We start from the raw sequence: 26,633 nt of genomic DNA, 5'->3' as shown, positions 1-26,633 counted from the left end.
TTCAGCTGGGTCAGAACCAGATGCCGAGCTCGCGCGCGGCGGACTCGGGGCTGTCGGAGCCGTGGACGAGGTTCTGCTGCACCTTCAGACCCCAGTCGCGACCGAAGTCGCCGCGGATCGTGCCCGGCGCGGCCGTGGTCGGGTCGGTGGTGCCGGCGAGCGAGCGGAAGCCCTCGATCACGCGGTTGCCGGCGAGACGGATCGCCACGGACGGTCCGGACAGCATGAACTCGAGCAGCGGCTCGTAGAACGGCTTGCCCTCGTGCTCGGCGTAGTGCGCGGCCAGTAGGTCGCGGTCCGGCTCGACGAGGCGGATGTCGACGAGCGCATAGCCCTTGGCTTCGATGCGCGCGAGAATCGTGCCGGTGAGGCCGCGAGCGACGCCATCGGGCTTGACGAGGACGAGGGTTTCTTCGGTGGCCATGTCATTCACTCTCTGTCGAAGAATCGGTTTCGGCTCCTGCCGGACGTCGTGCATCCAACTTGGCCCCCATGATCGTCGCATACCCCCACATGCCACCGAAAACCAGCACGACCATGAGCATGGCCGGGACCAGGAACGCGGACAGTCCGACGATCAACTGGACCGCCCACCCCGCGGCGATCGCCCACGGCTTCGTGATGAGGCCGGCGATCCCGATGCACGCCAGTGCCAGCACGGCACCGCCGACGATGGCCCACCAGTCGGCGATCGGGTCGGGCAGCACTCGGAGCCCGAAGATCGTCAGGCCGCCGAGGAACACGACGATCGCCTCGAAACCGAGCACGATCGGCGCGAGTTTCTGGACGAGGCTGCGCTGCGCACGCGGACGGCGCTGCGCCGAGGGAGTGTCGCTCATGCGCGCCACCCGGATTTCCAGTCCTCTTCCTCCGCCAGGGCGATCGCCTCGCCGGCGAGCACCACGGAGCCGGCGATCACGACCGCACGGCGGTCGGAGGATGCCGCCCACTCGCGCGCCGCATCAGCAGCCTCGGCGAGAGACGGGTGCACGGTGGCCCGGTGCCCGGCCTGCTCGACCAGGTCCGCGATCGCGTCGGCATCGCTGGCCCGTTCCGACTCCGGCGCGGTCGCGAACACGTGCGCTGCCGCCGGTGCGAGCACGGACACGATGCCTGCGGCATCCTTGTCGGACAGGATGCCGAGAACCACGCCCCACTCGTCGAAATCGAAGCTGTCGTCGAGCGCCTGCGCGAGGGCGGTCGCGCCGTGCGGGTTGTGCGCCGCGTCCACGACCACCGTCGGTGCGATGCCCAGCAACTGCAGGCGCCCCGGCGACGTCGCGCCCTGGAAGCCTTCGGTGATGATGTCGCCGGCGATCGGCTGCGATCCTCCGCCGATCAAGGACTCGACCGCAGCGACCGCCAGAGCGGCATTGTGCCCCTGGTGGGCACCGTAGAGCGGGAGATACTCCTCGACGTACTGACCGGCGAGGCCCCGCACGGTGAGCAGCTGACCGCCGACCGCGAGCTTCTGCTCGGCGAGCCCGAAATCGGCACCCTCGAACGCGATCGTCGCGCTCTTCTCCGCGGCCACACGGCGCAGCACCGCAGCGACCTCATCCGGTTGCTGCGCGGAGACGACAGCCGCGCCCTCCTTGATGATTCCTGCCTTCACCTCGGCGATGGCCTCGATCGTGTCGCCGAGCCGATCCGCATGGTCGATGTCGATCGGCGCGAACACCGCGACGTCGCCATCGGCCGTGTTGGTCGAATCCCACGCGCCGCCCATGCCGACCTCGAGCACGAGCACGTCGACGGGTGCGTCCGCGGCCGCGACGAACGCGAGCACCGTGAGCAGTTCGAAGAACGTCAGCGCTGCGTCACCAGCAGCTTCGAGTTCGGCGTCGACGATGCCGACGAACGGCTCGATCTCGTCCCAGGCGTCGGCGATCGCGCCGTCGTCGATGGGTTCGCCGTCGATCATGATGCGCTCGGTGAAGCGCTCCAGATGCGGACTCGTGAACAGACCGGTGCGCAGACCGTGCGCCCTGAGCAGGCTCTCGATCATCCGTGCGGTCGAGGTCTTCCCGTTCGTGCCGGTGATGTGCACGACGCGGTAGGTGCGCTGCGGATCATCCAGCAGGGTCAGGATGCGCGCCGTGCGCTCCTTGCGGGGCTGCACCCACCGCTCGCCCGCCCTGGCGAGCAGTGCCTCGTAGACGGCATCCGCGCGGTCGCGATCACTCATGCTCAGGCTCCGATCCGGGAAACAGCGATGTAGAAGTCGGCCGCGTTCGCGTACGTCCCTGCCGGGACCAGGGCGACGAACTCCGGCGACGAGACGCCGATCGTTCCTTCGGCCCCGGCCGGCCACTGCGCAGCATCCACGCTCTCGGGGATGGCGATGTCCATCGGCGCAAGGAGCAGTAGGACGCCGCTCGCGAGCGTCTCCTCCGGGAGACCCGCTTCGATGTATCGTGAGTCAACCGCGACTTTGTCATCCTCGCCCGTGAACAGCAGCTGCAGTCGGATGCGGTCGCTGACGTCGAAACCGGCCTGCTTGCGCGTTTCCTGAACGGCACGGATGACGTCGCGCACCAGGCCTTCGGCTTCGAGCTCGGGCGTCGTCGCCGTGTCCAGCAGCACGAAACCACCGCTCGGGACGATCGCGAGGGCCTCGCCCTCCGGGCGACCGGTGGTCTCCAGCACCAGCTCGTACTCGTGCGGCTCCAGCACGACGCCGTCAGCGGTCACGACGCCGGCGTCTTCGGTCCAGAAGCCGTCTTTCGCGGCGCGGATCACCCGCTGCACCTCCTTGCCGAGGCGAGGACCTGCGGCGCGTGCGTTCACGCTCAGGCGGTGGCTGATGCCGTACTCCGCCGCGGCGTTGTCGGTGAGCTGCACGAGCTCGACGGACTTGACGTTGAGCTCTTCGCGCAGGATGTCCTCGAACTGCCCGAGCGAACCGGCCAGCGGCGAGACGACGGTCAGTCGGGCGAGCGGCAGGCGCACGCGCAGCTTCTCCTTCTTGCGCAGGGCGTTGCCGACGCTGGAGAGTTCGCGCACGGCATCCATCGCATCGCGGATCTCATCCGCAGCCGGGAAGGCCGAGGCGTCCGGCCAGTCCGTCAGGTGGACGCTGCGGCCACCCGTGAGCCCCTGCCAGACGCGCTCGCTGATCAGCGGCACGAGCGGAGCCGCGACGCGGCTCAGGGTCTCGAGCACGGTGTAGAGGGTGTCGAAGGCCTCACGGCTCTTCGGGTCGTCGGTGACACCGGTCCAGAAGCGGTCGCGCGAGCGCCGGATGTACCAGTTCGTCAGAGTCTCGGCGAAGTCGCGCAGGCGGCCGGCCGCTGTCGTCGAGTCCAGGCCCTCGAGGTCGGTCTGGACCTCGCGCACGAGGTCGCCGAGGCGGGCGAGGATGTAGCGGTCCAGGACATCGGTCGAGTCCGTGCGCCAGGATGCCTCGTAGCCGTTGCCCGACGCGTTGGCGTAGGTCGCGAAGAAGTACCACGAGTTCCACAGCGGAAGCAGGAACTCGCGGACGCCGGCGCGGATCCCCTCCTCCGTCACCGCGAGGTTGCCGCCGCGGAGCACCGAGCTCGACATGAGGAACCAGCGCATCGCATCGGAGCCGTCGCGGTCGAGCACTTCGGACACGTCGGGGTAGTTGCGCAGCGATTTCGACATCTTGTAGCCGTCGCTGCCGAGCACGATGCCGTGGCAGCTGACACCAGTGAACGCCGGGCGATCGAACAGCGCGGTCGACAGCACGTGCATGACGTAGAACCAGCCGCGGGTCTGTCCGATGTACTCCACGATGAAGTCCGCCGGCGCGTGGGCGTCGAACCACTCCTGGTTCTCGAACGGGTAGTGCACCTGGGCGTACGGCATCGAACCAGAGTCGAACCACACGTCGAAGACGTCCTCGATGCGGCGCATCGTGCTCTTGCCCGTCGGGTCGTCCGGGTTCGGACGCGTCAGGTCGTCGATGTACGGGCGGTGCAGATCGATCTCACCCTCCGGATTGCGCGGGAGCGCACCGAAGTCGCGCTCCAGCTCTTCCAGCGAACCGTACGCGTCGACACGCGGGTATTCGGGGTCGTCGCTCTTCCAGATCGGGATCGGCGAGCCCCAGTAGCGGTTGCGGCTGATCGACCAGTCGCGCGCGCCCTCGAGCCACTTGCCGAACTGCCCGTGCTTGACGTTCTCAGGCACCCAGGTGATCTGCTCGTTGTTCGCGAGCATGTCGTCCTTGATGTCCGTGACACGGATGAACCAGCTCGACACGGCCTTGTAGATCAGGGGGTTCCGGCAGCGCCAGCAATGCGGGTAGGAGTGCTCGTAGCTCTGCAGCCGGATGAGTCTGCCCTGCTCGCGCACCAACCGGACGAGAGGCGTGTTCGCATCCATCCAGAGCTCGCCGGCGACGTCGGTCACGTTCGGGAGGAAACGTCCCCCGTCGTCGAGGGACAGGATCGTCGGGATGCCGGCGGCCGTCGCCACGCGCTGGTCGTCCTCGCCGTAGGCGGGCGCCTGGTGGACGACGCCGGTGCCGTCCGAGGTCGTGACGTAGTCGTCGACGAGGATGCGCCAGGCGTTCTCGGTGCTGTAGGTCGCGGCATCCGTGTAGTAGTCGAACAGCGGCTCGTAGCTCAGGCCGGACAGCTCCGCCCCCGAGATGGTGCGTTCGACGGCATCGGATGCCGCGGCGGCGTCCTCGTAGCCGAGATCCTTCGCGTACCCGGCGAGCAGGTCGGCGGCGAGCAGGAAGCGGCCGGTGTTGCCGTCTGCGGCGCCGTTCGGCCCCGCGGGCAGCACGGCATAGGGGATCTCCGGACCGACGGCGAGCGCCATATTGGTCGGAAGGGTCCACGGGGTGGTCGTCCACGCGAGGACGCGGACGCCGTCGAGCCCCTTCGCCTCGGCATCCGGCCCTGTGAGGGGGAACGCGACCGTGACGGACGGGTCCTGGCGCATCTGGTACACGTCGTCGTCCATGCGCAGCTCGTGCGCACTCAGCGGCGTCTCGTCACGCCAGCAGTACGGCAGGACGCGGTAGCCCTCGTAGGCGAGCCCCTTGTCGTACAGCGTCTTGAACGCCCACAGCACGCTCTCCATGTAGCCGAGATCGAGCGTCTTGTACCCGCGGTCGAAGTCGACCCAGCGTGCCTGACGCGTGACGTAGTCCTGCCATTCGCGTGTGTAGGCCAGCACGGAGCTCTTCGCCTTCGCGTTGAAGACGTCAATGCCCATGTCCTCGATCTCGCTCTTCTCGGTGATGCCGAGCTGCTTCATCGCCTCGAGTTCAGCGGGCAGGCCGTGGGTGTCCCAGCCGAAGACGCGGTCGACCTTCTTGCCGAGCATCGTCTGGAAGCGCGGGAAGAGATCCTTGGCGTATCCCGTCAGGAGGTGCCCGTAGTGCGGCAGGCCGTTGGCGAACGGCGGGCCGTCGTAGAACACCCACTCCTCGGCGCCGTCGCGCTGCGCGATGGAGGCGCGGAACGTGTCGTCCGTCTTCCAGAACTCCAGGATCTCCTGCTCGATCGCGGGCAGCCGCGGGCTGGGCGTGACGGAGTCGGCGGCGGGGCCGAAGGCGGAAGGGCGTGGATAGGTCATCGTGACTCGCAGTGTTCGTCGTGGCGGATGCTGCTGCGAGGACGATCCTGTCGTGCGAAGGACCGCGGTACCACCCCGCGTGCGCCGCCTCACGGCGGGGCCACTCTCACTGCGGCGATGACGGGCCTGCCCCGCTCGGTTCTAGTAGGTCCTGCGACTGTTCTTCCGAGAGCTCCCCGGTGATGGCCGGATCGATGCTTTGGCTCAATTGTACGCGGGATCCGCGTTGGATCGCGCTTCCAGCACATCGGGCACGTGCGCCGGCGCTGCAGGGCGACCGGGCGCTTCACGCGGAGAAGTACGCCAACTTCGGATGCTTGAGCTGAATCACTCCGAATTTGGAGTACAAGTCCGAAGTTCGCGCTCGACGCTCGCGCTCGCCGGCGCTAACCCTCCCGGTGATAGCCGTGCAGGTCGTCCTGGACGCCGTTGATCCAGATCTCGTCGCCGCCATCGGGGTCGGGGATCCGGATCGTGCGCGCGAACGCCTCGTCGACCACGGCGGCATCGAAACCGGCATCCCGCAGGCGTCGCGCGTGCGCATCGAGGTCGCCGCGCGCCTCGAAGCTCAACCCGACGCGCGCGGATCCCGAGTGCAGCCCGACCGCTCCGCCATCGCCGCGCATCTCGACCCAGCCACCGCGATCCGCCGCGATCCCCGCGCGCAGACCGAGCGCCTCGAGAATCGCCCGCGGTGCGGTGAGATCCTCCTGGAACCAGATCGGCTGCACGGCGATGTCCCCCGAGACGGTCCCGGTGCCCGCCGACACGGTCACGGCGGGGCCGGACGCCGTCCGGACCGTCAGCAACTCCCCGACACCCTCCATCGTCTCGCGAGAGACCTCGAATGCCGACAGCGCGGATGCCGCGGCATCCAGGTCGGGAACCAGCAGGTGGATGTCGACACCGCCGGCCGCGTGGTCGGCCGTCGCGGGATGGACGGCGAGGACGCCGTCCGCATGGAACTCGCCCCATTCCGGTGACGGAGCGAAGGTCGCCGAGAACCCCAGCGCCTCCGCGAGCGCCCACCACCGCTCCGGCCGCTCCGTGTACACGATCTGCTGGACGACGGTCATCGCGATTCCTCCTCGAGATACGCGCGCAGTGCCGTCTCGACCAGCGCGGAGAGGCTCGTGGCGTCGTCGACGGCCCGGTGCTTCACACTGCGGACCAGGTCCTGCGGCAGGTAGACGTTGAACTGCACCTTGGGTTCGGATGCTTGCATGCTAGCAATTTAGCTTGTAAGCCTCCGGGGTGCAAGTACCCGACCCGCATGTGTCCGACCAGCGGCCTACGCTCGATGCATGGCACGCTCCCCCGAATCCCCCGCCGCACCCCGCGTCTCCCCGCCCGACCTCCCCGAGACGCTGACACCGGCGGAACCGGCGCGCAGCGCGGATCTTCTGGCTTCCCGTCTCGCGCTGGCCGGCGACGTCGACCTCGCGCACGCGACCCTCGAGCAATGCGTCGTGACGGCCGACGCCGGCACGATCGACATGACGGGGGCCGACGTCATGGATGTCGATGTCACCGGCATCCGTGCCGCATCGCTGAAGCTCCGCGACGCCGGGATCCGGCGCGTGCGCATCACGGGCGGGCGCATCGGCACCCTCGATCTCAGCACCACTCGGATCGCCGAGCTCGAGCTGCGCGATCTGCGCATCGACTATCTCAATCTCGGTGCGGCGAAGGCCACCGACATTCTCATCGCCGACTGCACGATCCGCGCGCTCGACGTGCCGCAGGCGCAGCTGACGCGCGTGCGCTTCGACGACTGCCGCAGCGACGAGGTCGACCCACGCGGACTGCGCGCCAAGGACGTGGACCTCCGAGGCCTCGACGCTCTCGCGTTCATCGACACCAACAGCCTGCGCGGCGTGACGCTGACGACCTTCCAGGTGCAGCAGCTCGCCCCGATCCTCGCGGCCGGCGTCGGGATCGAGGTGCGGGATCTAGCGTGACCCAGAAGCCGCGAGCAGCTCCTGCGTGAACGGATGCTGCGGCGCGTCGAACACATCGACGACGCGTCCCTGCTCGACGACGGCGCCGTCCTTCATCACCAGGACGTCATCCGCCACGGCCGCCACGACATCGAGGTCATGCGAGACGAACAGCATCGTGAGCCCGCGATCGCGCTGGATGCGCTGGAGCAGAGCGAGCACGCGCTCCCTCACCGTCGGATCGAGTGCTGAGACCGGTTCGTCGAGCACGAGCACGTCGGGGTCGGCCGCGAGGGCCCGCGCGATCGCCACGCGCTGCCGCTGCCCTCCGGAGAGCGCCGCGGGGCGCCGAGCCGCCAGCGTCGGGTCGAGATCCACTTCGGTGAGCAATCGTGCGACATGCGAGGGTCGCGCATGTCGCGGTACCCCAGCGGCCTCGAGCGCCTCCCGCAGCGAACGACCGACGCTCCAGCGCGGATCGAACGCGCCGAGCGGGTTCTGGTGCACGAATTGCACGCGATGGGCGCCGTGCCACGTGAGCGACCCAGCATCCGGACGCTCCACTCCGATGATCATGCGGGCGAGCGTCGTCTTGCCCGAGCCGGATTCTCCGACGATCCCGAGCGTACGGCCGCGAGGCACCAGGAACGACGCACTCGACACCGCGGGCACCCCGCCGAATGCCTTCGACAGCCCCTCGACCGACAGCACCGGCTCGACGACGGCGTCCGCGACGGCGCGCGGCTCGTGTCGGGTCGCCGCCACCAGCGCCCTCGTGTACGCCTCGCGCGGAGCGTCCAGGATCTGCGCCGCGTCCCCTTCTTCGACGACCCGACCACCGCGCATCACGATGATCCGATCGGCGACGCGACGCACGGCGGCGAAGTCGTGGCTGATGAACAGCACCGCTGTTCCGGAATCCGCGATCTCGCGCAGCAGGTCGAGCACACGCGCCTGGACGGTCGCATCCAGCGCCGTCGTCGGCTCATCCGCGACGAGGACCGTTGGCGATCCCGCGAGCGCTGAGGCGATCAGCGCCCGCTGCCGCAGTCCCCCGGAAAGCTCGTGCGGGTACTGTTCGGCGCGTCGTTCGGCATCGGGCATCCATACCCGCTCGAGCAGGGTGCGCACCCTGGCGTGCAGCGCCGCACCACGCAGTTGCCGTTCGTGCAGGCGCAGGGGCTCCGCGATCTCGGAACGGATCCGCTGCAGCGGATCGAGCGACACCAGCGCGTCCTGGGAGACGAGGGCGATCGTGTCGCCGCGCAGCCGGCGCCACGAGCGCTCGTCGACACGACGTGCGTCGACGCCGGCCACCTCCAGTCGCTCCGCGTGCACGCCGGCGTGCGCCGGTGTCAGCCCGAGCATCGCCCGCGCCGTGAGCGTCTTGCCCGCGCCGGACTCCCCGACGATCGCGACGCACTGCCCTGGTTCCACCGAGAACGAGACGCCATCGACGACCACCTGGCCGTGGAAGGCGATCTGCAGCCCGCGCACCTCGAGAGCCGTCATGCCCGCCGCCCCTCAGCGCCGGCCCGCAGGATCCGTCCGACGACGGTCACCGCCATCACGGTGAGCGTGATCGCGATCCCGGGGAACACCGAGACCCACCAGGCCTGTCCGAGAACGTTGCGGCCTCCGGAGAGCATCAGCCCCCACTCCGGCGTCGGCTCGGTCGGCCCGAGCCCGAGGAAGCTGAGTCCGGCCGCCGCGAGGATGCTGGACCCGACACCGATCGTCGCGAGAACGCTGAGCGAGCCGAGCACCCCCGGCACCACGTGCCTGGTGAACGCCCTGAGGGGAGCCACCCCGAGGATGCGGGCGGCCTCGACATGCTCCGCCAGACGCAGTGTGCGCGTCTGCACGCGCGCCAGCCGGACATAGACCGGGATCGCAGCCAGCGTCACCGCGACCGCGACGTTCACCGGACCAGGCCCGAGGATCGCGACGACCACGAGCGCGATGAGGAACTCCGGGAACGCCATCAGCACATCGTTCAGTCGCATGAAGCCGGCGTCGACCACCCGCGGAGACGACCCGGAGAGCGATCCGATCAGCAGTCCGACGGCCAGAGCGATCGCCGTCGCCAGCGCGCCGATCCCGACCGAGCGCGCCGTACCGTGCACGACGCGCGAGTAGACGTCCCGCCCGCTCTGGTCGGTGCCGAACAGATGCTCGGCGCTCGGCGGCAGCAGCGTCGAGCGCACGTCCACCTGCAGCGGATCGTGGCTCGAGATCAGCCCTGGCGCGAACGCGGCGAGCGCGATGACGGCGAGCACCGCGACGGCCACGACCAGGAGCACACGGCGCGCGGCGTTCATCGGGCGCTCCGCGCTTGGCGCAGCCGCGGATCCAGCACCGGATGCAGCAGCTCGACGACGATGCTCACGATCACGAACACGAGGGCGCTGAGCAGGATGATCCCGGTGATGACCGGGAGATCCCGATCCGTGATGGCGGCGAGCGTCACGCGCCCGAGACCTGGTCGGGCGAACACCGTCTCGACGAGGACGGCACCGCCGAGAACCGATCCGGTCAGATACGCGGCGAGCGTCAGGGCACCCGTCGCGCCGTGACGCAGACTGTGACGCAGCGTCAGCCACACAGGGCCGGCGCCTCGGGCGCGCACTGTGTCGGCGAACGGCTGGCGCTCCGCCTCGGAGATGCCGTCCCGCAGCACCTGCCCGAGCAGCGCCGCCACAGGAAGAGCGAGCGTGATGGCGGGCAGCACAAGCGTTGCAGGGTTGCGCGACCCCGTCACGGGGAACCAGCCCAGTCCGAAGGCGAAGACGCTCAGCAGCACGATCCCGATCCAGAAGACCGGGGACGACAGGATGACGAGTTCGATACCTGTCACGATCGCCCCGGCGATGCGACCGCGTGCCAGGAGTGCGACGGCGAGCGCCACGACGACGGCGATGACCAGCGCCGCTGCCGACAGTTGCAGCGTCGCCCCGAGCTGTCTGCCGATCACCTCCGACACCGGCATCCTGAGCTGGTACGACTCCCCCAGGTCTCCGCGCACGAGGCCGCCCAGGTACGCCACGTACTGCTCGAACGGCGGACGGTCGAGCCCCAGCTCCGCACGGATCGCGTCCTTCACGCTCTCGCTCACCTGCGCCTGGGGACCGAGCATGACCGACACCGGATCACCGGGGATCACCCGGAAGGCGAGGAAGGCGAGCGTCGCGGCACCCCAGAGCACGAGCACAGCGGATGCCGCGATCCCCGCGATCCGGAGCACGAGCGCACGGGGGCCCGCCTTCTCGCTCACCGACGTCGCCGGTTCAGTCGACGGTCGTGCCGTAGAACAGCGGCCGACCGTACAGGTCGTAGGCGAGGCCGTGCACGTTGTCGTTCACCGCCGTGATCAACGAAGGGCTGTACAGCGGCACGATCGCGGTGTACTCGGCGTTCCACTGCTGCAGCTGCTGGTAGACGTCGGTGCGGGCATCCGGATCCGTCGTGGCGACGCCCTGCTCGAGCAGTGCATCGATCTCGGCATCCGACACCTGCGAGGCGTTCTGGAAGCCAGCGGTGTGCAGGTGGCTGCGCAGCAGGTCGGGGTCGACGCCGGAGAAACCCCAGTCCGTCAGATCGAACGTCTTCGGTCCGTACTGCTCGTTGTACGCACCTGGTTCGAGCACCTCGCGCTTCACCTCGAAGCCGATCTCCGCGAGATCCGACTGGATCGCGTTGCCCAGCGCAGCCTTGTCGTCGGGCACCGGGGTCCACGCGATCCAGCGCACCGAGAGGCGCTGGCCGTCCTTCATACGGATGCCGTCACTGTCGCGCTCGGTCCATCCGGCCTCGTCGAGCAGGCGGTTCGCCTCGTCCTGGTCGAACGGCCAACTGCCCTCGAGCGATGCGTCATAGGTCGGCGTGGTCGATCCGAGGATGCTCCATGCCCTCGGGAACTGGCCGAAGAAGATCTCCTCGACAGCCGCGTCGACGTCGATGCCACGGGCGAAGGCCTGGCGCACCTTCTCGTCCGCGAACACACCGTATTTCTCGTTGAGATACAGCGAATACGGCAGACCAGGGTATTCGAGCGATTCGACCGTCAGCGCGTCTGAGAGCTCGGAGGCGATGTTCGGCGGCAGCTGGCTGGCGAGATCGGCCTCGCCGCTCTCGACGACGCCGGCGCGCACGGATGCCTCGGGAAGGATCGAGACGCGCAGTGTGTCGAACTGCGCAGCTCCCGCATCATCGGGCCCCCACGCGTAGTCCTCGTTGCGGGTGTAGACGATCTCCTGGTCGGGCGTGTAGTCCGTGAGCTCGAACGGCCCGGTTCCGACCGTGACGCCCGGTCCGCCCGCCTTCAGCTGGTCTGCAGACGACTCCAGCACCGCTGGCGAGTAGAAGCCGAGCAGCGGCGTGCTCGCGGCCTGCAGGAACGGTGCGTACGGCTGGCTGAAGTTCACCCGCACCTCGTGATCGCCGAGCACCTCGGTACCGGCGTACCACTCCCCTCCGAGCATGCTCTCGGCCTGTGCGGATGCGGTCTTGGGGTCGGCGATGCGGTCGAAGTTCGCTTTCACGGCCTCCGCGTCGAACGGCTCGCCGTCGTGGAACGTCACGTCATCGCGCAGTTGGAACGTGTAGCTGGTCGCGTCGTCCGACACCGTCCACTCGGTCGCCAGCCAGGGCGAGAACGTGCCGTCGGCCTCCTGGAACACGAGCGAATCGAGTACCGCGCGCTGCACCATGCTCGCGACATCGAGCTGGCTGGTCTGCGGGTCCATGTGCCCGGCGGAGAGGTTCGCGCCCTCGATCGCCCAGACCACCTCGCCGCCGCCTTCGTCAGCGGATTCGCCGCCGGGCGCGGCGCACGCGCTCAGAGCCAGGGCGGTTGCCGCCGCGAGCGCGGTGAGAGGCAGGATTCGACGGATGAATGCGGTGGGCATGCGGATCCTCAGAACAGGAGAAGGGGACATATCAGTCTACGTCCGATTCTTGGACCGGGTCGATCTACCACGTCGGGCGACCTCTGCAGGCAATCGGTAGACTGTCAGCACCCACTCACACTCAGGCACGTACACACCGTGCCGTATACATCGCTCGAGGAGACCTCTATGTCTGTGATTCCCGACAAGCCCGCACTCGAAGGTCTCGAAGCGAAGTGGGACGGCGTCTGGGCCGAGCAGGGCACGTACCTGTTCGATCGCCTTCGCGCCGCCAAACTCGGCCGCGCCGGTGTGTACTCGATCGACACGCCTCCTCCGACGGCATCCGGGTCCCTCCACATCGGGCATGTGTTCTCGTACACGCACACCGACGTGAAGGCCCGCTACGAGCGCATGCGCGGAAAGGCCGTGTTCTATCCGATCGGCTGGGACGACAACGGACTGCCCACCGAGCGACGCGTGCAGAACTACTACGGCGTGCGGTGCGACCCGACGTTGCCCTACGACGCCGACTTCGTCCCCCCGTTCCAGGGCGACGCCAAGAGCCTCAAGGCCGCCGACCAGCTGCCCGTGAGCCGTCGCAACTTCATCGAGCTGTGCGAGAAGCTCACGGTCGAGGACGAGAAGCAGTTCGAGGACGTCTTCCGCCAGATGGGCCTGAGCGTGGACTGGACCCAGACCTACCGCACCATCTCGGACGACACGATCCGCCAGAGCCAGCTCGGGTTCCTCCGCAACGTCGAGCGCGGTGAGGCGTACCAGGCTCTAGCGCCGACCCTGTGGGACGTGGACTTCCGCTCCGCCATCGCACAGGCCGAGCTCGAGGACCGTGATCAGCAGGCATCCTTCCACCGCCTGGCCTTCCACAAGAGCGACGGCTCCGGTGACATCGAGATCGAGACCACGCGCCCCGAGCTCCTGGCCGCCTGCGTCGCCCTCGTGGCGCATCCCGACGACGAGCGGTACCAGCCGTACTTCGGCAAGACGGCCCGCACTCCGATCTTCGACGTCGAGGTCCCCGTGCTCCCGCACCACCTCGCCCAGCAGGACAAGGGATCCGGCATCGCCATGGTCTGCACCTTCGGTGACGTGACCGACATCATCTGGTGGCGCGAGCTGGATCTGCCCAACCGCACGATCCTCGGCCAGGACGGCCGCGTGATCGCCGAGGCGCCGGAAGCGATCATCACCGACGCAGGCAAGGCCGCATACGCCGAACTCGCCGGCAAGACCGTCTTCAGCGCCCGCAAGCAGATCGTCGAGCTCCTGGAGGCCTCGGGAGAGCTGCTGAACGTCTCCAAGCCCTTCCAGCACGCGGTGAAGTTCTTCGAGAAGGGCGACCGCCCGCTCGAGATCGTATCGACGCGCCAGTGGTACATCCGCAACGGCGCGCGCGATGCCGAGCTCCGCGACCAGTTGATCGCCAACGGTCGCGAGCTGACCTGGCACCCCGACTTCATGCGCGTGCGCTACGAGAACTGGGTCGGCGGACTCACCGGCGACTGGCTGATCTCGCGTCAGCGCTTCTTCGGCGTTCCGATCCCGGTCTGGTACGGGCTGGACGAGAACGGCGAGCGGGACTTCGCTCGCGTGATCTTCCCGGATGCCGCGGCACTGCCCATCGATCCGACCTCCGAGGTCCCCGACGGCTACACCGCGGAGCAGCGCGGCATGCCGGGCGGCTTCGAGGCCGAGACCGACATCCTCGACACCTGGGCGACCTCGTCTCTCACGCCGCAGCTGGCCGGCGGCTGGCAGCGGGACGAGGAGCTGTGGAACCTGGTCGCGCCGTTCGACGTGCGCCCGCAGGCTCAGGACATCATCCGCACCTGGTTGTTCTCGACGATGCTGCGATCGACGCTCGAGGATGCACGCACTCCCTGGGCGCACGCATCGATCTCCGGATTCATCGTCGACCCCGACCGCAAGAAGATGTCGAAGTCCAAGGGCAATGTGGTCACGCCGGCCGACATCCTGGCCACGCACGGATCGGATGCCGTGCGCTACTGGGCCGCGTCGAGCCGCCTCGGCGTGGATGCGGCGTTCGACCCGCAGAACCCGACGCAGATGAAGATCGGCCGCCGCCTGGCGATCAAGATCCTCAACGCCGCGAAGTTCGTGCTCGGCTTCCCGGTTCCCGAAGGCGCCGCCGTCACGCACGACCTCGACGCCTCGATGCTCGCCGCACTCGACGACGTGGTGCGCGAGGCAACGAAGGCGTTCGACGACTTCGATCACGCCAAGGCGCTCGAGGTCACCGAGTCGTTCTTCTGGACGTTCTGCGACGACTACCTCGAGCTCGTCAAGGAGCGCGCGTACAACCAGGCCGACGTGGGCCAGCCGTCCGCTGCGCTCGCCCTGCGGATCGCACTGTCGACGCTGCTGCGGCTGCTGGCCCCTGTGGTCTCGTTCGCCGCAGAGGAGGCGTGGAGCTGGTTCGAAGACGGATCGATCCACACCGCCGCGTGGCCCGAGCCTCGGGATGCCGGTGGCGACCCCGCCGTCCTCTCCGCTGCAAGTGCCGCTCTCATCGGCATCCGTCGTGCCAAGACCGAGGCGAAGGCCTCGCAGAAGGCGCCGGTCGCCCGTGCGGTGATCGCCGCACCCGCGTCGGCGCTCGACGCCCTGCGCGCGGCTGCCGGAGATCTCCAGGCGGTCGGTCGGATCGCGGAACTGTCGCTCGCCGAGGGCGAGGAGCTCACCGTCACGGAGATCGAGCTGGCCCCGGTGGAGGAGAGCTGATGCAGCTGGGCACGCGCTGGGCTGCGCTGACCGAGCCGCCGGCTTCGGTCCCGGCATCCCTGCGACCGGGCATCGCCGCTGTCGAAGCCGAGGGCCATACGGGCTCCTGGACGCTGACCTGGCTCGAGGGCCGTCCGATCGCGGAACTGGATGCCGGGTGGGAAGTGCTGTCCACGGCATCCGGTGAAGTCGTCGTCCGGCCGTTCGAGGACTGAGACCCGCGGGTCCCTGGCAGAGCCGACGATCAGCGCTGCGGAAGTCCGAGCTGCGCGAGCATGTGTTCGACGGCACCGGGATCCTGCCGCCTGGCCTGCTGCTCGCGCAGCAGGTCGAGGCTGAGAGCGCGCTTCTCGGCACGCCGCTCGATGCGATGCTTCACGAAGGCCGTGAGGAGTTCGGCGACGCCGAGCAGCCTCTGCTCGGCGCGCGTCGGGGCAACGAGGTGAATGGTCGCGCTGGTCATGATTCCTCCGTGTTCTCGTCGGTGGCATCGGACAGAACCGGGCCCGAATCCGGAATGTCGAAGAGGTCGGTGCGCATCGACACGCGACGCACATCCGGCCCGGTCTGGCCGCGATAGCGCGTCACGGCGCTGTCCACCACAGCCATGAGCTCGGCCTTGAGCTCCTCCATCTGCGTCGGCGTCATCTCGAGGAGCGTCGTGGCGATGAGCCCGGCGTCCTTCCAGCCCTCCGGCGCCTCGGACTCGGGACGGTTCGCCCACGCCATCAGCGTCTCGTGACGAAGGCGGAAGAACTCGGACGAAACGATCTGCGCCGCCGCTCGATTGGCCGGCGTCATGGTCTGACTGGGGCCGGGGATATCGATCCGCCCCTGCGGCAGTTCCCACCACCGCTCGCGAGCCGTGCCACGACCCTCGACTTCGAGGATCAGATCATGGGCGGCGAGCATGCGCAGGTGATAGCTGGTCGAGCCCGAGGTCTCGCCCAGAAGCGCGGCGAGCGAACTCGCGGTCTGCGGCCCGTGCGTACTCAGCAGATCGAAGATCCGCACCCGCAACGGGTGAGCCAGGGCCTTGAGGGCACCGGGATCGAGTCGTCGCATCTGTTCGTCGTCCGCCATGCTTGCAAAGATACCTTTGCAAGTGATTCTTTGCAAGTGTTTCTCTGCATCAATCGCCGGCGCTGCGCTGCGGCCCCGGCGTAGGCTCGATGTCATGACCGACGTCGCCAATCCGCTGCTCACGCCGTCCGCTCTCCCCTATGCACTGCCCGACTACGCCTCGGTCCGCCCGGAGCACTACCTGCCCGCATTCCGCGTCGCGTTCACCGAGCATCTCGACGAGATCCAACGCATCACCCAGGTACGGTCGATGCCGACGTTCGAGAACACGATGGTGCCTCTCGAGGAGGCCGGTGCGCTGCTCGAGAGAGTTGCCCACGCGTTCTACACCGTGAGCTCGGCGGATGCGACCGCCGAGATCCAGGCCATCGACGAGGAGCTCGCGCCCCTGATGGCAGCGCACCAGGATGCGGTGACCCTGGACGCCCAGCTCTACTGGCGCATCCGCACCCTGCACGAGCAGTTGGACGACCTCGAACTCGACGCTGAGGACCGGTATCTCGTCGAGCGGCACTTCCGCGAGATGACGCACGCGGGCGCGGCGCTCGACGACGAAGCGAAGACGCGACTGACGGTGCTGAACCAGCACCTGTCCACACTGACGACGGCGTTCGAGAAGAACCTGCTCGCCGACACCAACGACCTGGCCGTGCTGTTCGACGACCCCGCGGAGCTCGACGGACTGGCTCCCGGCGAGCTGTCGGCAGCATCCCGTGCCGCTTCCGAGCGAGGGCTGGACGGACATCTCGTCACGCTCCCGCTCTTCACCGGTCACCCCTACCTCGCCTCGCTGACGAATCGCGAGAGCCGGCGCCGGATCATGGATGCGTCGCGCTCGCGCGGATCCCGAGGGAACGCGAACGACAACCGCGCCGTGCTGACCGAGATCGTCCGGCTGCGTGCAGAGCGCGCGGCGCTGCTCGGCCACGACTCGCACGCCGCCTACGTCACCTCCGATGAGACCGCCCGGAATCCGCAGGCCGTGTCCGACCTGTTGCATCGTCTGGCTGTGCCGGCCGCCGCGAACGCTCGCCGGGAGCAGGCCGCCCTGCAGCGGATCATCGACGAGACCGAGGCCGAACCGTTCGCCCTCGAGGTGCACGACTGGGCGTTCTACACCGAGAAGGTGCGCGCGGCGGAGTACGACATCGACACGGCCGCGCTTCGGCCCTGGTTCGAGGCGGAGCGGGTTCTGCAGGACGGCGTGTTCTTCGCGGCCACGCAGCTGTACGGGATCACGTTCGCGGAGCGCCCCGACCTCGTCGCCTATCACCCCGGCGCACGCGTGTTCGAGGTCTCGAACGCCGATGGCAGCGCACTCGGGCTGTACATCCTCGACCTCTACACGCGCGACTCCAAGCGCGGCGGAGCGTGGATGAACCCGATCGTCAGTCAGTCGCGGCTGCGTGGCACGGCGCCCGTCGTCGTGAACAATCTCAACGTCGCCCAGCCGGCCGACGGACAGCCCACGCTGCTCACGCTCGATGAGGTGACGACCCTGTTCCACGAGTTCGGTCACGCTCTGCACGGCCTGTTCGCCACGGTCACCTACCCGCATTTCGCCGGGACGAACGTGTTCCGCGACTTCGTCGAGTTCCCCAGCCAGGTCAACGAGATGTGGATCCTGTGGAGCGAGGTCCTGGACAACTACGCCCGCCACGTCGAGACGGGCGAGCCCCTGGATGCCGGGATCGTGGAGCGGCTGAAGGCGACCGAGACGTTCGACCAGGGGCACGCCACGAGCGAGTATCTCGCGGCCGCCTGGCTCGATCAGGCGTGGCACCGGGTCGGAGCATCGGATGCCGTGGACGACGTGGCTGAGTTCGAAGCGGCGGCGCTCGCGTCGATCGGGCTCGACAACCCGGCCGTTCCGACGCGGTATTCGTCGACGTACTTCGCGCACGTGTTCGCCGGCGGATACAGCGCCGGGTACTACTCGTACATCTGGAGCGAGGTGCTGGATGCCGACACCGTGGAGTGGTTCCGCGACAACGGCGGTCTGACCCGCGCGAACGGCGACCGGTTCCGCGACCGGTTGCTGGGGGTCGGCGGTTCGAAGGATCCTCTCGAGGCCTACCGGGACTTCCGCGGTCGGGATGCCGAGATCGCACCGTTGCTGAAGCGACGCGGACTCGAGGGGTGAGTGAGGCCGACCGCATCGACGTCGTCCGCGAAGCGTTCGATCGTCGCGCGGCGACCTATGACGAGAGCGCGATGCACCGCGAGTTCGCGAACGTCGTCGCCGACTTCGTGGACGTCTCCGATGTGCAGGATGTGCTCGACGTCGCCACCGGCACTGGCTTGGTGCTGCGCGCGCTTCACCGCAGGGGTGGTGATCTGCGGTTGATCGGGGTCGACATCTCGACCGGCATGCTCGCGGTCGCCCGCGAGGAGCTCCCGGACGCGACCTGGATCGAGGCCGACGCCGCAGCCCTGCCGATCGCCGATGGGTCGGTGGACCTGATCACCTGCGTGACCGCGCTGCATGCGATCCCGGACGCGCGCGCGACGCTTGCCGAGTGGCACCGCGTGCTGCGACCGGATGGGCGCGTGGTGACGGCGACGTTCGCCGAAGAACGGCCCCCCGAGTCCCGGGTCCGTCGGAACGCGTATCCCAGCGACCACGAACCGTACAGCACCGTCGACCGGATCACGAACGCCGCCGATGCGGCGGGCTTCCGCATCGTGAGGACGACGACGTGGACCGGTGCCGACGACACGCTGCTCGTGGCCGATTGGATGCGAACGCCCTGAGGCGCAGCCTCGGATCGGAGACCTACTCGCGCAGGAGCCCGGCTTCCGCGGCGAGCAGGCGCAGACGCTCGGCCATCGCCGCAGGGACCTCGGCGGCCGCGAAATGGCCGCCTTCGTCGAGCCGCTCGAACGAGCGCAGATCGCGGTAGAACGCGCGCGCCAGCGCCTCGGGATAGTCGTGCTCGTGACGCTGGATCGCCACGACGGCCGGCACATCGACCGGCGGGATGCGCGCGTCCGCCCCCCGATCGAAATACGGCCGGAAGGACGAGGCGATCGTCTGGGTCGCCCAGTAGAGGGTGGCCTCGGTCAGGATGCGATCGCGCGCTATGCGCCGCTCGAGAGCTGCAGGATCACCGTTGGGCGTATCGCTCCACTCGACGAGCTTCTCTACGAGCCAGGCGAGGAGTCCGACGGGTGAATCGTTGAGCGCAGCAGCCAGCGTGTCGGGCCTGGTCGCCTGGAGATGCGCGTACGCACCGTCTGGCCCGCCCGACGCCGCCAGTCGTTCGAAGAACGCTCTGGCCTCGGGGTCGTCCAGCGCCTCTCGCTCCTCGTGGGTACCGAAATGCGCATGCGTTACGAGGATTCCAGCGACCTGCTGCGGATGCTCGGCCGCGATGAGGTCGCTGACGTTGGCCGAGATGTCCTCGCCGTAGACCAGATATCGTTCGTAACCCAGCTCGTCGGTCATCAGGCTGTGCATGAGGTCGGCCATGATGTTCTCGGTCATTGTGCCGTCATAAGGCTCGGAGAAGGCGAAGCCGGGGAAGCTCGGCACGACGACATGGAACTCCGGTAGAAGTCGCGCGAGATCGAGCTGCAGGGCGAACGTGTGCGGCCAGCCGTGCATGACCAGCACGGCCGGCGCGTCGGCATTCCGCGCGCGGCGATGGACGAAGTGCAGCCGAGTGCCGCGGACGTCGGCGAGATACTGATGATCCTGATTGAGCCACCGCTCGCGAGCACGCCAATCGAACGATCGCCAGGCGTCGACCAGTTCGGCGAGATAGGCCGCGGAGAGTCCGGTCTCCGGCCGCCGCGGGGAATCACCGAGCAGGCGGGAGCCCGCCAGCCGATCGCTCAGGTCATTCAGGACGTCGTCCGGCACGGAGATCTCGAAGCTGCGCATGCCGCCAACGTAGACCGGGCCTCAGACATCCCGTGTGCCGGTTCGGCCGGAGGTCAGAACGACATGTCGGCCTGCGCCGGGATCAACTGAGGGATGACCAGCGAGCCGTCCAGTACCTCGCGGTCGCCGAGGGGCTCGGCGAGTTCCACGGTGAACGGGGTCGGCGGGTTGCTCTGGCAGGTGTGCGCTGCGTCTTCTGTGTGCGGACTCACCGCGATGCGCACGATGACGGCGTCGGCAGTCTCCTGAAGTGACACCAACTCGATCCGCCCCTCGGCATCCCGACCGCTGTTGCACTCCCGCTCGGTGACGAGCAGCGCCAACTGCGTGCTGTCGGCATCCGTGGCAGCAGCCGGGTCCAGCGCGACCACGGCGGATGTCAACGGCGCCGGGTCGAGTGCGAGCGTGCACGACGCGCTGCTGGTCAGCATCCAGCCGGGTTCACCGGTGGCTGGCACCTCGTCCATCTTGTCGTAGACGACGACGTCGTAGTCCCCTTCGGCCTCGAGGGGACGCAGCAGCGTGACGCTGGTCGCGGAGCGGGCCCCGATGATCCACGCGGACGGGTCATCCAGAAGTCCGTCATCTCCCGTGTCATCGACTCAGGCGGCGATACCGGCGGCATCCTCTGCAGGAAGCTGATCAGCTCGCACGCCAGCGTTATAGGTCTCGGGATCGACGAACCGGCCGTTGCACTCGTAGGCGACCGAATCTGCCGGCGGAGCGCTGTCGACTACGGCGGTGCTCTCCGGCGCTGCCGTGGAACTCGGCACCTGCACACCGGAGCAGCCCGCAAGCACCAGGGCCGAAACCACGGCCAGTCCGACCCTGGTCCACCGCTTCTGCGTCGTCGTCATACCCTCGAGTGTCGCGACGCGGACGATCGTCTCAGGCGAATCAGGCGCTCTTGCGCTTGCGCTCCATGATCACCGTGGGCGGCGCCCCCTCGTCGACAGCGGCGCGCGTGACGATCACCTTCGCGACGTCTTCGGCGGACGGGATCTCGAACATGATCGGTCCCAGCACGTCCTCGAGGATCGCGCGGAGTCCGCGGGCGCCGGTCTTGCGGTCCACGGCCAGATCCGCGATCGAACGCAGCGCGTCCTCCTCGAACTCGAGCTGCACGCCATCGAGCTCGAACATGCGCTGATACTGCTTCACCAGAGCGTTGCGCGGGCCCGTCAGGATGTCGATGAGAGCGCTCTGGTCCAGCGGCGAGACCGAGGCGACGACGGGAAGACGGCCGATGAACTCGGGGATCAGTCCGAACTTGTGCAGATCTTCGGGCAGCACCTCGCTGAAGAGATCCAGGTCCTTGGTCTTGTCGTGCAGCGGCGCACCGAATCCAACGCCGTGCTTGCCGACGCGCGCGGACACGATGTCCTCGAGGCCGGCGAAGGCGCCGGCGACGATGAACAGCACGTTCGTGGTGTCGATCTGCAGGAATTCCTGGTGCGGGTGCTTGCGACCGCCCTGCGGCGGCACCGACGCGACCGTGCCCTCGAGGATCTTCAGCAGCGCCTGCTGCACGCCCTCACCCGACACGTCGCGTGTGATCGACGGGTTCTCGGCCTTGCGCGCGATCTTGTCGATCTCGTCGATGTAGATGATGCCCTGCTCGGCGCGCTTGACGTCGTAATCGGCGGCCTGGATGAGCTTGAGCAGGATGTTCTCGACATCCTCACCGACGTACCCGGCCTCGGTGAGCGCCGTGGCATCGGCGACGGCGAACGGGACGTTGAGGCGCTTGGCGAGCGTCTGGGCGAGATAGGTCTTGCCGCAACCGGTCGGACCGATCATCAGGATGTTGCTCTTGGCGATCTCGATGTCCTCGGCGCGCTGCTCGGCCGGCTGCAGCGTGCTGCGTGCACGGACGCGCTTGTAGTGGTTGTAGACCGCTACGGACAGCGCCTTCTTCGCCGGCTCCTGGCCGACGACGTACTCCTCGAGGAAGGAGAAGATCTCACGCGGCTTCGGCAGATCGAACTCCGCCACGCCCGAGGCCTCGGACTCGGCCATGCGCTCTTCGATGATCTCGTTGCACAGCTCGACGCACTCGTCGCAGATGTACACCCCGGGGCCAGCGATGAGCTGCTGGACCTGTTTCTGGCTCTTTCCGCAGAACGAGCATTTGAACAGGTCGGCGCTCTCACCGATACGAGCCATGCGCATCCTCCTCAGGATCCGAAGATCTTCCTGACGAGCCTAACCCGTGCATCGGACACCGAGCCGCATTGCCACGACTCGGTGTCCGCCACGTCACACCATGCTCTTGGTGTGCCAGACCGTCTTCGTCTCGGTGAACGCGGCGATCCGCGCGGGTGACGCCTCGACCGGCCCAGGGGGCAGCACGCGCTTGAGCGTGTCGGCCGCCGCGATCTCGAGGTCGACCCAGTCCAGTTCGTCCGCACCCGCGAGGTCGAGCGCATTGACGTCGGCGTGCGAGGCGAGCCACGGCGCGACCTCGGCGGAGGATCCGGTGAGGACGTTCACCACACCGCCGGGTAGGTCGCTCGTGGCCAGCACTTCGGCGAGACTGATCGCGGACAGCGGGAAGCGCTCGCTCGCGAGCACGACGACGGTGTTTCCGGCGACCAGTGCCGGCGCGACGACCGAGACCAGACCCAGCAGCGCCGAATCCTGCGGTGCGACGATCGCGACGACACCCGTCGGCTCCGGCACGGTGATGTTGAAGTACGGGCCGGCGACGGGGTTGGCGTTTCCTGCGACCTGCGCGTACTTGTCGCACCAGCCGGCGTACCAGACCCACAGGTCGATCGCGTCGTCGACCTGAGTGCCGGCCGCCGCGACGGAGACGCCTTCCTGAGCCGCGATCTCCTCGACGAACTGCGCGCGACGCCCCTCGAGGACCTCGGCGACGCGGTAGAGGACCTGACCGCGGTTGTACGCGGTCGCACCCGACCAGCCCTTCACGGCCGCGCGGGCGGCGACGACGGCATCCCGAGCGTCCTTGCGGGACGCCTTGGCGGCATTCGCGAGGAACGCGCCCTTCGCCGAGACGACTTCGTAGGTGCGACCGGACTCGCTCCGCGGGAACGCCCCGCCGATCGCGAGCTTGTAGGTCTTCGGGACGGAAAGACGCTTGCTCATGCGGAAGCTCCCTTCAGGTAGGCGGTGAGCCCGTGGCGGCCGCCCTCGCGACCGTAACCGGACTCCTTGTACCCGCCGAACGGGCTGGACGGGTCGAATCGGTTGAACGTGTTCGCCCAGACGACGCCGGCACGCAGCCGGTCAGCGACGGCCAGAATGCGGGAGCCCTTGTCGCTCCAGATTCCGGCGGACAGCCCGTAGGGCGTGTTGTTGGCCTTCGCGATCGCCTCGGCCGGCGTGCGGAACGTCAGCACCGAGAGCACCGGCCCGAAGACCTCGTCTCTGGCGATGCGATGCGATGCCTCGACGCCCGTGAAGATCGTCGGCGCGAACCAGAAGCCCTTCTCGGGGATGGCGCAGTCCGCTGTCCACCGCTGGGCACCCTCGGCCTCGCCGATGTCGCTGAGTTCGCGGATGCGGTCCAGCTGAGCGGCGGAGTTGATCGCTCCGATGTCGGTGTTCTTGTCCAGCGGGTCGCCGAGGCGCAGGGTCGAGAGGCGATCCTTGAGCCGATCGATGACCTCGTCGTGGATCGACTCCTGCACGAGCAGACGGCTGCCGGCGCAGCAGACGTGTCCCTGATTGAAGAAGATGCCGTTCACGATGCCCTCGACGGCCTGATCGATCGGTGCGTCGTCGAAGACGATGTTGGCCGCCTTGCCGCCGAGCTCCAGCGTGAGCTTCTTGCCGCTGCCCGCCACGGCGCGGGCGATGTCGCGGCCGACCCCGGTCGATCCCGTGAAGGCCACCTTGTCGACGTCCGGATTCCGGACGAGATGCGCCCCGGTCGAACCCGCACCCGTGATGATGTTCACGACACCGGGCGGCAGGTCCGCCTGCTGCAGGATCTCGGCGAAGATGAGCGCCGTGAGCGGCGTGGTCTCGGCGGGCTTGAGCACCACGGTGTTGCCAGCGGCCAGCGCCGGTGCGATCTTCCAGGCCAGCATCAGCAGGGGGAAGTTCCACGGGATGACCTGACCCGCGACGCCGAGCGCCTTGGGGTTCGCCCCCAGGCCCGCGTAGTCGAGCTTGTCGGCCCAGCCGGCGTAGTAGAAGAACCAGGCGGCGACCAGCGGCACGTCGACGTCGCGGCTCTCCTTGATCGGCTTGCCGTTGTCGAGGCTCTCGGCGACCGCGAGCTCGCGAGCGCGCTCCTGCACGAGGCGGGCGATGCGGAACAGGTACTTGCCCCGGTCGCGACCGCTCATCTTCGACCACGTCTTCTCGTACGCGCGGCGCGCGGCCGCGACGGCTCGATCGACGTCCTCGTCACTCGCGCCGGCGATCTCGGCGATGCGCGATTCGTCCGCCGGCGAGATGGTCGTGAAGCTCGGGCCCGCGCCGTCGACGAACTCGCCGTCGATGAACAGCCCGTAGCTGTCCCTGAGGCTCAGGATCGCCTTCGACTCGGGTGCCGGAGCATATTCCAGGAATGACATGCGTGCGCTCCTTCTCAGTCGATCGTGACGTAGTCGGGGCCGGAGTAGTGGCCGGTGGCGAGCTTCTGGCGCTGCAGCAGCACGTCGTTGAGCAGGCTGGACGCTCCGAAGCGGAACAGATGCGGTTGAAGCCAGTCCTCCCCCGCGGTCTCGGCGACGGTGACGAGGTACTTCACGGCATCCTTCGACGAACGGATGCCGCCGGCGGGCTTGACGCCGATCCGCTCGCCGGTGGCACGATGCCAATCGCGCACGGTCTCGAGCATCAGCAGGGTCGTCGGCAGCGTCGCCGCCGGCTGGACCTTGCCCGTGGACGTCTTGATGAAGTCGCCGCCGGCCAGGATGCCGAGCCACGACGCCCGCTTGATGTTGTCATACGTGTTCAGCTCGCCCGTCTCGAGGATCACCTTGAGCGAGGCGGAGGTGCCGTCCTCACGCCGACAGGCTTCCTTGACGCGCGCGATCTGCTCGAAGACCAGGCCGTACCGGCCGGAGAGGAAGGCACCGCGGTCGATGACCATGTCGATCTCGTCGGCGCCCGCTGCAACGGCCTCCGCCGTGTCGGCGAGCTTGATGTCCAGTGATGCGCGCCCGCTGGGGAACGCGGTGGCCACTGCCGCGACCGAGATCCCGCCGTCGTCCGGGTCGCCGTGCAGACCGCCGAGCGCCTCCACGGCGTACGGCACCATGTCGCCGTACACGCACACCGCGGCGACGACCGGGGTCGATGGGTCCGCGGCATCCGGTGTCTTCGCCTTCGCGACCAGCGACCGCACCTTGCCCGGCGTGTCAGCGCCCTCGAGCGTGGTCAGGTCGATCAAGGAGATGATCTTGTCGAGCGCCCAGGCCTTGGACGTGGTCTTGATGGAACGGGTGCCGAGTCCGGCCGCCCGCTGCTCCAGCCCGACAGCGTCGACGCCGGGAAGCCCGTGCAGGAAGCGTCGCAGCGTCGCATCGTCCGGGTCACCGCCCAGCACGTCCACCGCAGTCCTGCGGGTGAGTTCTTTCGTGGTCACTGTTCCTCCAACAATGCTCGGGCTGTGGGCTCGTCGGTCACCAGGACGCGGCACAGGCCGCTGGTCACGACTGTACGCGCGATGTCGTGCTTGGCGGCACCCGCGGTGACGAAGACGGTGTGGTCAGCGGTGCGCAGCCGTTCGAGCGGCACACCGACCGTTCGGGCGTCGAGTTCGGGGTCGACGATGTTGCCGTCGGCATCCACGTAGCGACCGAGAACATCGCCGACGCCACCCCGGCGGGCGAGCTCGGCGACGTCCTCGACGTCGAGGTAGCCGTTCTCGACGTGGGCGGATGTGCGGTCGCAGGGTCCGGCGCTGAACAGGAAGGCGTTCGCATTCGCCGCCTGTTCGAGGACGCCGGCGACGGTCCGATCGGACTCGATCGCCTGCTTCGTCTCGAGCCGCTCGAGGATCGCGGGGCTGGGCAGCAGGGAGACCTGTCCGCCAGCGCGTTGCGCGATGGTCGCGGCGAGCTGAGCGGCTCCCCCCGAACGGCGGTTCAGGCTCACGCCTCCGTTGAGCTGCACGACGGTGACGCCGTGCGCCCAGCCGTCCACGAGCGCTTCGGCGACAGCGGTGAGCGTGCGTCCCCAGCTGACGCCGAGAACGCGCGGAACCGGTCGCAGGGCGGCCAGGTGGTCGGCGGCGCCCTGTGCGACGCGCTCCAGCGTGGTGGAGTCATCGTCTGCGGCCGGAACGACGACGGCATCCGCCAACCCGAAGCGCTCGGTGAGCAGGCGTTCGATGCCGAGGCGTCTCGCGCGAGGATGCACGATCTCGATGCGGACGATGCCCCGCTCGCGCGCCTGGGTCAGCAGCCTGCCGACCTTCCAGCGGGAGATCTTCAGGAGGGCACCGATCTCGTCCTGTGTCTTGCTCTCGTCGTAGTAGAGCTCGGCCACGCGCACGGTGAGCAGATCGTCGTCCACGGCATCCTCCCTTCGTCT

General features: G+C 68.3%; 25 protein-coding genes. 5 read left to right on the top strand and 20 right to left on the bottom strand.

Going from position 1 to position 26,633, the window contains the following annotated elements; translation table 11 throughout:
* Positions 1–10: 10 nt before the first annotated feature.
* The 6 genes from ndk to AC3ANJ_RS08000 form a co-directional block, all read right to left on the bottom strand.
* The gene (ndk, locus tag AC3ANJ_RS08025) at positions 11–424 is read right to left on the bottom strand and encodes a nucleoside-diphosphate kinase (RefSeq protein ID WP_406245544.1); all 414 of its coding nucleotides are present in this window, start codon (positions 422–424) and stop codon (positions 11–13) included.
* A 1-nt stretch (position 425) separates the two neighbouring features.
* Positions 426–839, bottom strand: a complete 414-nt coding sequence (locus AC3ANJ_RS08020) for a DUF4233 domain-containing protein (RefSeq protein WP_488319008.1) — start codon at positions 837–839, stop codon at positions 426–428.
* Positions 836–2,188: a bifunctional folylpolyglutamate synthase/dihydrofolate synthase gene (locus AC3ANJ_RS08015; RefSeq protein ID WP_488319007.1), complete on the bottom strand. Its 1,353-nt coding sequence runs from the start codon at positions 2,186–2,188 to the stop codon at positions 836–838. The genes AC3ANJ_RS08020 and AC3ANJ_RS08015 overlap by 4 nt, the downstream gene beginning before the upstream one ends.
* A 2-nt stretch (positions 2,189–2,190) precedes the next feature.
* The gene (gene ileS, locus AC3ANJ_RS08010) at positions 2,191–5,559 is read right to left on the bottom strand and encodes an isoleucine--tRNA ligase (protein ID WP_488319006.1); all 3,369 of its coding nucleotides are present in this window, start codon (positions 5,557–5,559) and stop codon (positions 2,191–2,193) included.
* A gap of 386 nt (positions 5,560–5,945) precedes the next feature.
* Positions 5,946–6,635, bottom strand: coding sequence for a VOC family protein (locus AC3ANJ_RS08005; protein ID WP_488319005.1), 690 nt, complete (start codon positions 6,633–6,635; stop codon positions 5,946–5,948).
* Positions 6,632–6,784, bottom strand: a complete 153-nt coding sequence (locus AC3ANJ_RS08000) for a ribbon-helix-helix domain-containing protein (RefSeq protein ID WP_488319004.1) — start codon at positions 6,782–6,784, stop codon at positions 6,632–6,634. The genes AC3ANJ_RS08005 and AC3ANJ_RS08000 overlap by 4 nt, the downstream gene beginning before the upstream one ends.
* A 79-nt stretch (positions 6,785–6,863) precedes the next feature.
* On the opposite strand from AC3ANJ_RS08000, the gene AC3ANJ_RS07995 reads away from it, so the two are divergent.
* On the top strand, positions 6,864–7,520 hold the full coding sequence (locus AC3ANJ_RS07995) for a pentapeptide repeat-containing protein (RefSeq protein WP_488319003.1): 657 nt from the start codon (positions 6,864–6,866) through the stop codon (positions 7,518–7,520).
* On the opposite strand, the gene AC3ANJ_RS07990 is transcribed toward AC3ANJ_RS07995, so the two are convergent.
* From AC3ANJ_RS07990 to AC3ANJ_RS07975, 4 genes are read right to left on the bottom strand one after another with little or no spacing between them, the layout of a single operon-like run.
* Entirely contained in the window at positions 7,512–9,011 is a 1,500-nt protein-coding gene (locus AC3ANJ_RS07990; protein ID WP_488319002.1) for an ATP-binding cassette domain-containing protein, read from the bottom strand. The genes AC3ANJ_RS07995 and AC3ANJ_RS07990 overlap by 9 nt on opposite strands.
* Entirely contained in the window at positions 9,008–9,820 is an 813-nt protein-coding gene (locus AC3ANJ_RS07985) for an ABC transporter permease (protein ID WP_488319001.1), read from the bottom strand. Before AC3ANJ_RS07985 ends, AC3ANJ_RS07990 begins: the two co-directional genes overlap by 4 nt.
* Positions 9,817–10,773 (bottom strand): ABC transporter permease, encoded by a 957-nt coding sequence (locus AC3ANJ_RS07980; RefSeq protein WP_488319000.1) that lies wholly within the window; start codon positions 10,771–10,773, stop codon positions 9,817–9,819. Before AC3ANJ_RS07980 ends, AC3ANJ_RS07985 begins: the two co-directional genes overlap by 4 nt.
* 13 nt (positions 10,774–10,786) lie before the next feature.
* Positions 10,787–12,406, bottom strand: coding sequence for an ABC transporter substrate-binding protein (locus AC3ANJ_RS07975; RefSeq protein WP_488318999.1), 1,620 nt, complete (start codon positions 12,404–12,406; stop codon positions 10,787–10,789).
* A 168-nt stretch (positions 12,407–12,574) separates the two neighbouring features.
* Between AC3ANJ_RS07975 and valS the strand changes: the two genes are divergently transcribed.
* A complete protein-coding gene (valS, locus tag AC3ANJ_RS07970) occupies positions 12,575–15,148 on the top strand; it encodes a valine--tRNA ligase (RefSeq protein WP_488318998.1) in 2,574 nt (857 codons plus the stop codon).
* Positions 15,148–15,363, top strand: coding sequence for a hypothetical protein (locus AC3ANJ_RS07965; protein ID WP_488318997.1), 216 nt, complete (start codon positions 15,148–15,150; stop codon positions 15,361–15,363). Before valS ends, AC3ANJ_RS07965 begins: the two co-directional genes overlap by 1 nt.
* A 29-nt stretch (positions 15,364–15,392) precedes the next feature.
* On the opposite strand, the gene AC3ANJ_RS07960 is transcribed toward AC3ANJ_RS07965, so the two are convergent.
* On the bottom strand, positions 15,393–15,611 hold the full coding sequence (locus AC3ANJ_RS07960) for a hypothetical protein (RefSeq protein WP_488318996.1): 219 nt from the start codon (positions 15,609–15,611) through the stop codon (positions 15,393–15,395).
* Positions 15,608–16,354: an ArsR/SmtB family transcription factor gene (locus tag AC3ANJ_RS07955; protein ID WP_488318995.1), complete on the bottom strand. Its 747-nt coding sequence runs from the start codon at positions 16,352–16,354 to the stop codon at positions 15,608–15,610. Before AC3ANJ_RS07955 ends, AC3ANJ_RS07960 begins: the two co-directional genes overlap by 4 nt.
* Here AC3ANJ_RS07955 and AC3ANJ_RS07950 point away from each other — a divergent pair.
* Both AC3ANJ_RS07950 and AC3ANJ_RS07945 read left to right on the top strand, forming a co-directional pair.
* Positions 16,326–18,374, top strand: coding sequence for a M3 family metallopeptidase (locus AC3ANJ_RS07950; protein ID WP_488318994.1), 2,049 nt, complete (start codon positions 16,326–16,328; stop codon positions 18,372–18,374). The two genes, AC3ANJ_RS07955 and AC3ANJ_RS07950, sit on opposite strands and share 29 nt — an antisense overlap.
* Positions 18,371–18,985, top strand: coding sequence for a class I SAM-dependent methyltransferase (locus AC3ANJ_RS07945; RefSeq protein ID WP_488318993.1), 615 nt, complete (start codon positions 18,371–18,373; stop codon positions 18,983–18,985). Before AC3ANJ_RS07950 ends, AC3ANJ_RS07945 begins: the two co-directional genes overlap by 4 nt.
* Before the next feature lie 22 nt (positions 18,986–19,007).
* On the opposite strand, the gene AC3ANJ_RS07940 is transcribed toward AC3ANJ_RS07945, so the two are convergent.
* The 8 genes from AC3ANJ_RS07940 to AC3ANJ_RS07905 all read right to left on the bottom strand — a co-directional run bounded on the left by AC3ANJ_RS07940 (position 19,008) and on the right by AC3ANJ_RS07905 (position 26,615).
* Positions 19,008–20,117 carry an epoxide hydrolase family protein gene (locus AC3ANJ_RS07940; RefSeq protein WP_488318992.1) on the bottom strand — a complete coding sequence of 370 codons (1,110 nt, stop codon included), beginning with the start codon at positions 20,115–20,117 and terminating at the stop codon, positions 19,008–19,010.
* A 53-nt stretch (positions 20,118–20,170) separates the two neighbouring features.
* Positions 20,171–20,584, bottom strand: coding sequence for a hypothetical protein (locus AC3ANJ_RS07935; RefSeq protein ID WP_488318991.1), 414 nt, complete (start codon positions 20,582–20,584; stop codon positions 20,171–20,173).
* A 135-nt stretch (positions 20,585–20,719) separates the two neighbouring features.
* The gene (locus AC3ANJ_RS07930; protein WP_488318990.1) at positions 20,720–20,974 is read right to left on the bottom strand and encodes a hypothetical protein; all 255 of its coding nucleotides are present in this window, start codon (positions 20,972–20,974) and stop codon (positions 20,720–20,722) included.
* A gap of 40 nt (positions 20,975–21,014) precedes the next feature.
* Positions 21,015–22,283 carry an ATP-dependent Clp protease ATP-binding subunit ClpX gene (gene clpX, locus AC3ANJ_RS07925; protein ID WP_406245564.1) on the bottom strand — a complete coding sequence of 423 codons (1,269 nt, stop codon included), beginning with the start codon at positions 22,281–22,283 and terminating at the stop codon, positions 21,015–21,017.
* Between the two features lie 93 nt (positions 22,284–22,376).
* Complete coding sequence (locus tag AC3ANJ_RS07920) at positions 22,377–23,228, bottom strand: aldehyde dehydrogenase family protein (RefSeq protein WP_488318989.1); 852 nt, start codon at positions 23,226–23,228, stop codon at positions 22,377–22,379.
* A complete protein-coding gene (locus AC3ANJ_RS07915) occupies positions 23,225–24,667 on the bottom strand; it encodes an aldehyde dehydrogenase family protein (protein ID WP_488318988.1) in 1,443 nt (480 codons plus the stop codon). The genes AC3ANJ_RS07920 and AC3ANJ_RS07915 overlap by 4 nt, the downstream gene beginning before the upstream one ends.
* A gap of 14 nt (positions 24,668–24,681) precedes the next feature.
* Entirely contained in the window at positions 24,682–25,650 is a 969-nt protein-coding gene (deoC, locus tag AC3ANJ_RS07910; protein ID WP_406250570.1) for a deoxyribose-phosphate aldolase, read from the bottom strand.
* 29 nt (positions 25,651–25,679) lie between these two features.
* Positions 25,680–26,615 (bottom strand): sugar-binding transcriptional regulator, encoded by a 936-nt coding sequence (locus tag AC3ANJ_RS07905; RefSeq protein WP_488318987.1) that lies wholly within the window; start codon positions 26,613–26,615, stop codon positions 25,680–25,682.
* Between the last annotated feature and the right edge of the window lie 18 nt (positions 26,616–26,633).

The sequence above is a fragment of the Microbacterium sp. STRO-1N genome (assembly GCF_057748015.1).
The sequence above is the reverse complement of the archived record's forward strand: the minus strand, read 5'-3'. Positions and strand labels throughout refer to the sequence as shown.